The organism is Pseudomonas sp. FSL R10-2964, assembly GCF_009600035.1.
In the GTDB taxonomy this organism is placed as follows: domain Bacteria; phylum Pseudomonadota; class Gammaproteobacteria; order Pseudomonadales; family Pseudomonadaceae; genus Aquipseudomonas; species Aquipseudomonas bubulae.
In genome coordinates this window covers 1-9,772 of record NZ_WIWH01000068.1, presented here as the reverse complement: position 1 = coordinate 9,772, position 9,772 = coordinate 1, and the positions used below count along the sequence as shown (strand labels likewise).

Below are 9,772 nucleotides of genomic sequence, written 5' to 3'. Positions count from 1 at the left end.
CTCCAGAAAGAAATCGGGAGCACAGCATCGGACATCAGGTTTCGGCTTGGAATGTGGGCTTCATGGAGCGCTTACGAACCATTTCGACAAGGCGCTGCGTATTGGCTGCAGTGTCGGTAATGATCAGCGCGTTGGCCGAAGCAGAAGGCCCCACGTAGCCACTGCTAGACACCAGTGGTCGCAACAGGCCAGCCAGATCGGCCGCGACGCTGCCATTCAGTTCGATGACCCGTGTGACAAAGGCCTCTGCCTCAACCGCTTTCGCATCAGCGCTGCCAGCCCGTGCTTTTGCCTCGGCGGCAGGGATGATCAGTAAACGATCACCTTGGTCAATCACCGAGAAGCCGTGGGCATCGAGCACAGAGTAAAACAAGCGACGTACGCCTTCGCGGTCCAGCTCTTTTTCGGAAATAACCGTGACCCGGCCCTGAACCCTGGGATCAAGAACCACGGTGGCGCCGAGTATCGATGATATTTCCTGCACGACGTCGCGCAGTTCGGCCTCTTTCATCGCCAGTTTCCAGTACTGCTTCTGGGCCCACGCCGGAGATTGCAACAGCAACCCTGCGCACAGCACACAACAGGTAAAAAGAGGGCCGAAAACGAAGGCACCGGGCTTGGTCATGGGCATTTTCTAAAGTTTCCCGGTCGATGGCCGCAGGTAAAAAGTGGTCTCCTGCGAGGTCGTAGCTGGAGCAGTGGATAAGGGCAATACATACTGGTTTGGCGGTTTAAGGGTCAGGTACTCTTCACGCCCATTGCGCCATAGCACCACATGGTCCATCTCGATACGGCGCAGGACACTGCCACCCGGCAAAGGCTCACCTTCCGAGTAGAAACGTGCCGACTGTGCATCGGCCAACAAGGCTTGAGAGGAGCCCTGGCTCGCAACAAAGCTCGCACGCAACTGCAATGGCTCAGCACTCGGTACCCGACGGTCTTGAGTGACAAGCCCGAATAACGTGGCGATCGCTTCAGGCTTGAAAAGCCCGGGAGCCGGAGGATCTGAAACATTCAAGGGTGCGAGTTCCGATTGCATATGGATAGAGTGGCGATACCCTTGTTCTTGCCACACCAAATAACTGCCATAGACCAAGATCAATGCCAGCGACGCCCATACAGATGAAAAGCAGTGTTTGAGTACTTGAATCGAACTGTTCATGACTGTCTCATGACTGAATTGCTCTACCCTGATAAAAAACACCGCTGCGTCAGATGGCAAGTGGATAACTATCAACCTGCACACACATCAACACGCAAATCCCCCTCTAAAAAACAGGCTTAAGCTAAACAGTACCGAACAACTTCACTCCAAAACCCGGCGCCCCCTTACTTAAACAGTCAGGAGCTATCATTGCGACTTGTTTCTAGACCAAGGTAACTTCCCAGCAAGAGCCACACCCGGATCACAATGAGTGGTCTACGGAGCGTATTGCAAGCAGCAGTCCGAATGTAGGGCGGTTATCACTAATACACCCTCAAACTGCGAGCGCTTGAAAGTGCAACAATCAAGAACTCCCCCTGGTACATTTATTATTAAAAAACCCAAAGACAACCTTGCCCTGAATAACAGAACGTTGTGCGCAGAATGCAAGCCCGATAACAATAAGCAGCCTTTTATAACACCAAACTTATTTATACAGTGGCGAAGGCTGATTTTCACTGGCATGAACAATTATTAATGTAAGGCCAGCCCTCTTGAATCTGTAGGTTTTGTCTCTAACTCCCCTACATTTAGTGTCGGCAGTCATACTAATGACTACGCAATAAATGAAAATACCCCGACATGTCGGGGCATTTTTTAATCTGCTGGAGCTTACTGGTGATATTGACCGGAGAACTCATGCACCGCACTGATAAACGCACCGGCGTGCTCGGGTTTTACTTCCGGGGTAATACCATGGCCCAGGTTGAACACATGGCCCGAGCCGTTGCCGTAGCTGGCCAGGATGCGCTTGACTTCGGTGCGGATGGCCTCCGGGTTGGCGTACAGCACGGTCGGGTCCATGTTGCCTTGCAGGGCAACCTTGTTGCCGACACGACGGCGGGCTTCGCCCAGGTCACAGGTCCAGTCCAGGCCCAGTGCATCGGCACCAGCATCGGCGATGCTTTCCAGCCACAGGCCACCGTTTTTGGTGAACAGAATGACCGGCACCTTGCGACCTTCGTGTTCGCGGATCAGGCCGCTGACGATTTTGCGCATATAGGCCAGGGAGAACTCCTGATAGGCCGCAGCTGACAGGTTACCGCCCCAGGTGTCGAAGATCTGCACCGCCTGCGCGCCCGCCAGGATCTGGCCGTTGAGGTAAGACGTGACCGACTGCGCCAGCTTGTCGAGCAGCAAGTGCATGGCTTGCGGGGTGTCGTAGAGCATGGCCTTGGTTTTACGGAAGTCCTTGGAGGAGCCGCCTTCAACCATATAAGTGGCCAGCGTCCACGGGCTGCCGGAGAAGCCAATCAATGGCACACGGCCATTGAGCTCTTTGCGAATGGTGCTGACGGCGTTCATCACGTAGCCGAGGTCTTTTTGCGGATCCGGGATGGGCAGCGCTTCGATGTCGGCCAGAGTGCTGACAACCTTTTTGAAGCGCGGGCCTTCACCCGTTTCAAAGTACAGGCCTTGGCCCATGGCATCGGGGATGGTCAGGATGTCAGAAAACAGGATGGCCGCATCCAGCTGCGGGAAGCGGTCCAGAGGCTGCATGGTGACTTCACAGGCGAATTCGGCGTTCTTGCACAGGCTCATGAAATCGCCGGCCTTGGCGCGGCTGGCGCGGTACTCCGGCAGGTAGCGACCGGCCTGACGCATCATCCAGACAGGCGTTACGTCTACAGGTTGCTTGAGCAAAGCGCGAAGGAAACGGTCATTCTTGAGAACAGTCATGTCAGCATCCGGAAAAAAAGTGGGGGCATTTTCTCAGAGACGGACGCAAAAGGCACGGCAAGTGCCGTGCCTTTTATCTATCGGGTCGATTTGCCGCGGTGGAACGTGCTATTTGGCAACACCGCGAAACAACTGTGGGAGCCGGCTTGCTCGCGATACAGACAACTCGATTGATCAGCAGACCGAGTTGATCCCATCGCGGGCAAGCCCGCCCCCACAGGGAATCGGGTTACACGCCCAGGTAATCCATGATCCCTTCAGCCGCAGTACGGCCTTCGAAGATCGCGGTCACTACCAGGTCGGAACCACGCACCATGTCACCACCGGCAAAAATCTTCGGATGGCTGGTCTGATGCTTGAACTGCGACTGCTCTGGCGCAATCACGCGGCCCTGGCTGTCGGTCTGGATCTCGAACTGCTCGAACCACGAGGCCGGGCTCGGACGGAAACCAAAGGCGATAATCACGGCGTCTGCCGGAATGATCTCTTCAGAACCCGGGATCGGCTCCGGGCTACGACGGCCACGGGCATCCGGCTCGCCGAGACGGGTCTCGACCACCTTCACGCCTTCCACTTTGCCTTCACCGACAATGGCGATCGGCTGACGGTTGTAGAGGAACTTAACGCCTTCTTCCTTGGCGTTCTTCACCTCTTTGCGCGAGCCCGGCATGTTGGCTTCGTCACGACGATAGGCACAGGTTACTGATTTGGCGCCCTGGCGAATCGAAGTCCGGTTGCAGTCCATGGCCGTATCGCCGCCACCGAGCACCACAATCTTTTTGCCTTTCATGTCGACGAAATCTTCCGGCGACTTTTCAAAGCCCAGGTTGCGGTTGACGTTGGCAATCAGGAAGTCCAGCGCATCGTGCACGCCCGGCAGGTCTTCACCGGCAAAACCACCTTTCATATAGGTGTAAGTGCCCATGCCCATAAACACGGCGTCGTACTCGGCCAGCAACTGCTCCATGCTGATGTCCTTGCCGATTTCGGTATTGAGGCGGAACTCGATACCCATACCGGTAAACACTTCGCGGCGATGGCTCAGTACGGTTTTTTCCAGCTTGAACTCGGGGATGCCGAAGGTCAGCAGACCGCCGATTTCCGGGTTCTTGTCGAACACCACCGGGGTCACTCCGCCACGCACCAGCACGTCGGCACAGCCCAGGCCTGCAGGCCCGGCACCGATAATGGCGACACGCTTGCCGGTGGGCACGACCTTGGACATGTCCGGGCGCCAGCCCATGGCGAATGCCGTATCGGTGATGTATTTCTCCACCGAACCAATGGTCACCGCGCCAAAACCGTCGTTGAGGGTGCAGGCGCCCTCGCACAGACGGTCTTGCGGGCACACCCGCCCGCACACTTCGGGCAGGGTGTTGGTCTGGTGCGACAACTCGGCGGCGGCGAGGATATTGCCCTCGGCCACCAGCTTGAGCCAGTTGGGAATGAAGTTATGCACAGGGCATTTCCATTCACAGTACGGGTTGCCGCAGCCCAGGCAGCGGTGGGCCTGTTCGGCCGACTGCTGGGGTTTAAAAGGCTCGTAGATTTCCACGAACTCTTTCTTGCGTTGACGTAACAGTTTCTTCTTCGGATCTTTGCGCCCGACATCGATGAACTGGAAGTCGTTACTCAGACGTTCAGCCATGGTTAAAACCTCATCAAACTTTTCAGGCGCATATCACTGCGGATTGGCACGGATGCTGGAAAGCAACGACTTCAAGCTGGCAGCCTTGGGCTTGACCATCCAGAAACGACGCAGGTAATCATCGAGGTTTTCCGAGAGGTTGCGACCCCACTCACTGTTGGTTTCCTCAACGTATTCGTCCAGCACGTGTTGCAGGTGATTACGGTAGGCCTCCATCGCTTCGCCACTGATCCGCTGGATTTCCACCAGCTCGTGGTTAACCTTGTCGACGAAGGTGTTGTCCTGATCCAGCACGTAGGCGAAACCGCCGGTCATGCCCGAGCCGAAGTTGTAACCGGTTTTACCCAGCACACAGACAAAACCGCCAGTCATGTATTCGCAGCAGTGATCGCCTGTGCCTTCCACCACGGTGTGGGCACCGGAGTTGCGCACCGCGAAACGCTCGCCCGCCGTGCCCGCTGCAAACAGCTTGCCGCCGGTGGCGCCGTACAGGCAGGTATTGCCGACAATCGCGCTGTCCTGAGTTTTGTAGACGCTGCCTGCAGGCGGGACTATCACCAGCTTGCCGCCGGTCATGCCTTTACCTACGTAGTCGTTGGCATCGCCTTGCAGGTACATGTGCAAGCCACCGGCGTTCCACACACCAAAGCTCTGACCGGCAGTGCCTTTGAAGCGGAAGGTGATCGGTGCCTTGGCCATGCCCTGGTTGCCGTGAGTACGGGCGATTTCACCCGAGATACGCGCACCGATGGAGCGATCGCAGTTGCAGATGTCGAGGTCGAACTCGGCGCCGCTCATGTCGTTGATCGCCGAACGCGCCATGTCGAGCATCTGCTCGGCCAGCAGGCCCTTGTCGAACGGAGGGTTGCGGTCTACCTGGCAGAATTGAGGCTTGTCGGCCGGGATATGGTCGCTGCCCAGCAATGGCGTGAGGTCCAGGTTGTGCTGTTTGGCAGTCTCGCCCTGGAGGATTTCCAGCAGGTCGGTACGCCCGATCAGCTCTTCCAGGGTGCGCACACCCAGCTTGGCCAGCCACTCGCGGGTTTCTTCGGCCACATAGGTAAAGAAGTTGACCACCATATCGACGGTGCCGATGTAATGGTTTTTACGCAGCGATTCGTTTTGCGTCGCAACGCCGGTCGCGCAGTTGTTGAGGTGGCAAATACGCAGGTATTTACAGCCCAGGGCGATCATCGGTGCGGTGCCGAAGCCGAAGCTTTCAGCGCCCAGAATTGCTGCCTTGATCACGTCGAGACCGGTTTTCAGGCCACCATCGGTTTGTACCCGCACTTTACCGCGCAGGTCATTGCCGCGCAGGGTCTGGTGGGTTTCGGCCAAACCGAGCTCCCACGGTGCGCCCGCGTACTTGATGGAGGTCAGCGGTGAAGCGCCGGTGCCGCCGTCATAACCGGAGATGGTAATCAAGTCGGCATAGGCCTTGGCCACGCCAGCGGCGATGGTACCTACGCCCGCTTCAGCTACCAGTTTCACCGACACCAGTGCTTTCGGGTTGACTTGTTTCAAGTCAAAGATCAGCTGCGACAAGTCCTCAATGGAGTAGATGTCGTGGTGCGGCGGTGGCGAAATCAGGGTCACACCCGGTACGGCGTAGCGCAGTTTGGCGATCAGGCCGTTGACCTTGCCGCCCGGCAGTTGCCCGCCCTCGCCCGGCTTGGCGCCTTGAGCAACCTTGATTTGCAGCACTTCAGCGTTGACCAGGTATTCCGGTGTCACACCGAAACGACCAGTGGCCACTTGCTTGATCTTCGAACTCTTGATGGTGCCGTAACGCGCCGGGTCTTCGCCGCCTTCACCGGAGTTGGAGCGTGCGCCCAAGCGGTTCATGGCTTCAGCCAGGGCTTCGTGAGCCTCTGGCGACAAGGCGCCCAGGGAAATACCGGCCGAGTCGAAACGCTTGAGGATCGAGTCCAGCGGTTCGATATCGTCGATCGACAGCGGGGTATCGAGGGTCTTGACCTTGAACAGATCGCGGATCATAGACACTGGACGCTGGTCGACCAGTGCGGTGTATTCCTTGAATTTGCTGTAGTCGCCCTGCTGCACGGCGGCTTGCAGGGTGGCCACCACGTCAGGGTTGTAGGCATGGTATTCACCACCATGCACGTACTTGAGCAGGCCGCCTTGCTGGATGGGCTTGCGCGCACTCCAGGCCTCGGCTGCCAGCAGCTTTTGCTCGGCTTCAAGGTCGACGAAACGTGCGCCCTTGATGCGGCTTGGCACGCCACGGAAGCTCAGTTCGCAAATTTCTTCGGACAGGCCGATGGCTTCGAACAGCTGCGCACCACGGTACGAAGCGATGGTCGATATGCCCATTTTCGAGAGGATCTTGAGCAGACCTTTGGTGATGCCTTTGCGGTAGTTCTTGAACACCTCATAGAGGTCGCCCAGTACTTCACCGGTGCGGATCAGGTCGCCCAGCACTTCGTAGGCCAGGAACGGATAGACCGCCGAGGCACCGAAGCCGATCAGCACCGCAAAGTGATGCGGGTCACGGGCAGTAGCGGTTTCAACCAGAATGTTGCTGTCGCAACGCAGGCCTTTTTCGGTCAGGCGGTGATGCACGGCGCCCACAGCCAAAGAGGCGTGAACCGGCAACTTGCCCGGTGCGATATGACGGTCGCTCAGAACGATCTGGGTGCGACCGGCGCGCGCTGCTTCTTCGGCCTGATCGGCGATATTGCGCACAGCCGCTTCAAGACCGACGCTTTCGTCGTAGTTAAGGTCAATGATCTGACGCTCAAAGCCCGGCAGGTCGAGGTTCATCAGCGAGCGCCATTTTGCAGGCGAGATCACGGGCGAACTGAGAATCACACGGGAAGCGTGCTCAGGGGATTCCTGGAAGATGTTGCGCTCGGCACCGAGGCAGATTTCCAGCGACATGACGATGGCTTCACGCAGCGGGTCGATCGGCGGGTTGGTGACCTGCGCAAACTGCTGGCGGAAGTAATCGTAAGGTGTTCGCACACGCTGGGACAGCACGGCCATTGGCGTGTCGTCCCCCATCGAACCTACGGCTTCGTAGCCTTGCTCGCCCAACGGACGCAGCACCTGGTCGCGCTCTTCGAACGTGACCTGATACATCTTCATGTATTGCTTGAGCTGATCGACGTCGTAAAACGCCGAACCGTGGTCGTTGTCTTCCATGGTCGCCTGAATGCGCAGGGCATTCTTGCGCAGCCATTGCTTGTACGGGTGGCGCGACTTGAGGCGGTTGTCGATCGAGTCAGTGTCCAGCACCTGACCGGTTTCGGTGTCCACGGCCAGGATCTGGCCAGGGCCGACACGGCCTTTGGCGATCACGTCCTCAGGCTTGTAGTCCCATACGCCGATTTCCGAGGCAATGGTGATATAGCCGTTGGTGGTGGTCACCCAGCGCGCAGGGCGCAGGCCGTTACGATCGAGCAGGCAGACCGCGTAGCGACCGTCGGTCATTACCACGCCGGCGGGGCCGTCCCACGGTTCCATGTGCATGGAGTTGTACTCATAGAACGCCCGCAGGTCGGGGTCCATGGTTTCAACGTTCTGCCACGCCGGTGGAATCAGCATGCGTACGCCACGGAACAGGTCGATGCCGCCGGTGACCATCAGCTCCAGCATATTGTCCATGCTGGAGGAGTCCGAACCCACGCGGTTGACCAGCGGGCCGAGTTCGTCGAGGTCACCGATCAGATCGTTGGCAAACTTGGTGCGACGGGCCTGGGCCCAGTTGCGGTTACCGGTGATGGTGTTGATTTCGCCGTTGTGGGCGAGAAAGCGGAATGGCTGAGCCAGCGGCCATTTCGGCAGGGTATTGGTGGAGAAGCGCTGATGGAACACGCAGATTGCGGTTTGCAGGCGCTCATCGCTCAGGTCCGGATAGAAGGCGGTGAGGTCCGCCGGCATCATCAGGCCTTTATAAATGATGGTCTTGTGGGAAAAGCTGCAGATGTAGTGATCGCTGTCTGCCGCGTTGGACACCGAGGAACGGCGACGGGCACTGAACAGTTTGATGGCCATGTCCTGATCGCTCAGGCCGTCCCCACCAATAAACACTTGCTCGATCTGCGGCAGACGCTCCAGCGCCAGACGACCCAGAACGCTGGTATCGATGGGCACTTTGCGCCAGCCCACCAGTTGCAGGCCAGCGGCAAGAATCTCGCGATTCATGTTGTCGCGCGCCGCCTCGGCCTTGATCGGATCCTGGTTGAAAAACACCATGCCGACCGCGTATTGCTTGGGCAAATCGGTACCGAACTGCTCCTTGGCGGTTGCACGCAGGAACAGGTCAGGCTTTTGAATCAGCAGGCCACAACCGTCACCGGTCTTGCCGTCTGCGTTGATCCCACCGCGGTGGGTCATGCAGGTCAGGGCTTCAATGGCGGTTTGCAGAAGGGTATGACTGGGTTCGCCCTGCATATGGGCAATCAGGCCGAAACCACAGTTATCCTTGAATTCATCGGGGTGGTACAGACCTGCTTTCATAGACACTTTCTCACCAGGCTGCCCCAAAAAGGGGCAAATTTCTTTTAATTCAACCACTTGCTTCCCGCGCTGAACGTACGCCAGCTTGGCAGGGGCAAAAGGGTGGTCATTCTACACACCGTCACAAAGACCCACAAATTAAGCGGCGTTATACCGTAAATTCATGTCGCATTTATGAAAGGTTTAAAGCGATTGCTCGTGCTAGTCAAAACATTTTTGATGTTGACTGCTACACGGCGCAGACACCACAAGGCACACGGCTGTTAAGGCCGCATGCACAAGCAGGAGTTTTGATGGACTAGAACGGCGACCTGGGTAAGGTCGCCGGATCATCAGCGAGCTGCAGCCAGCTCTTTTTGGACGCTGGCGACAGTGCGAGGCCAAGGTTTACCAGCCTGCGTCTTCGCTGGCAAGTTCTTGATTGCTGCAGTTGCTGCAGCATGGCTTGGGAAGTTGCCATAGGTGACGACGTACAGCGGCTTGCCATTCAAGGTTTTCTTGAAGTAACGAGCATCACCGCCCAGTTCTTTGGCGACATTTTGCGCAGACGCTTCAGAGCTGGTGCCGACGATCTGCACCACATAGTTATTGGCAGGCTGGCTGGCGTACCAGCTACCGCCTGGTGCGGCCTTGGCCAGGCTAACCGGCTTCTCGGCCGGTTTGACCACTGGTTTGGCTGCCGGGGCCGGGGCAGGCTTGGCCACTGGCGCAGGCTTGGCCGTGGCCACGGTAGGTGCCGGGCGTGGCGTGGCTACGGG

Annotated in this window: 5 protein-coding genes and 1 pseudogene; all 6 read right to left on the bottom strand. The window is 57.7% G+C overall.

Annotation, left to right across the window (positions count from 1 at the left end; genetic code table 11):
- Positions 1 to 70: 70 nt before the first annotated feature.
- A pseudogene (locus GHN92_RS23235) lies at positions 71 to 625 on the bottom strand (secretin N-terminal domain-containing protein); the annotation flags it as partial.
- Between the two features lie 9 nt (positions 626 to 634).
- Positions 635 to 1,162 carry a type II secretion system protein N gene (locus tag GHN92_RS23230; RefSeq protein WP_095000855.1) on the bottom strand — a complete coding sequence of 176 codons (528 nt, stop codon included), beginning with the start codon at positions 1,160 to 1,162 and terminating at the stop codon, positions 635 to 637.
- A gap of 654 nt (positions 1,163 to 1,816) precedes the next feature.
- On the bottom strand, positions 1,817 to 2,884 hold the full coding sequence (gene hemE, locus GHN92_RS23225) for a uroporphyrinogen decarboxylase (protein ID WP_095000854.1): 1,068 nt from the start codon (positions 2,882 to 2,884) through the stop codon (positions 1,817 to 1,819).
- Between the two features lie 229 nt (positions 2,885 to 3,113).
- Complete coding sequence (locus GHN92_RS23220) at positions 3,114 to 4,532, bottom strand: FAD-dependent oxidoreductase (protein ID WP_095000853.1); 1,419 nt, start codon at positions 4,530 to 4,532, stop codon at positions 3,114 to 3,116.
- Positions 4,533 to 4,565: 33 nt separating this feature from the next.
- Positions 4,566 to 9,014, bottom strand: coding sequence for a glutamate synthase large subunit (gene gltB, locus GHN92_RS23215; protein ID WP_095001092.1), 4,449 nt, complete (start codon positions 9,012 to 9,014; stop codon positions 4,566 to 4,568).
- Positions 9,015 to 9,346: 332 nt separating this feature from the next.
- On the bottom strand, positions 9,347 to 9,772 hold a 426-nt coding region (locus GHN92_RS23210), incomplete at its 5' end, for an SPOR domain-containing protein (protein WP_178102685.1).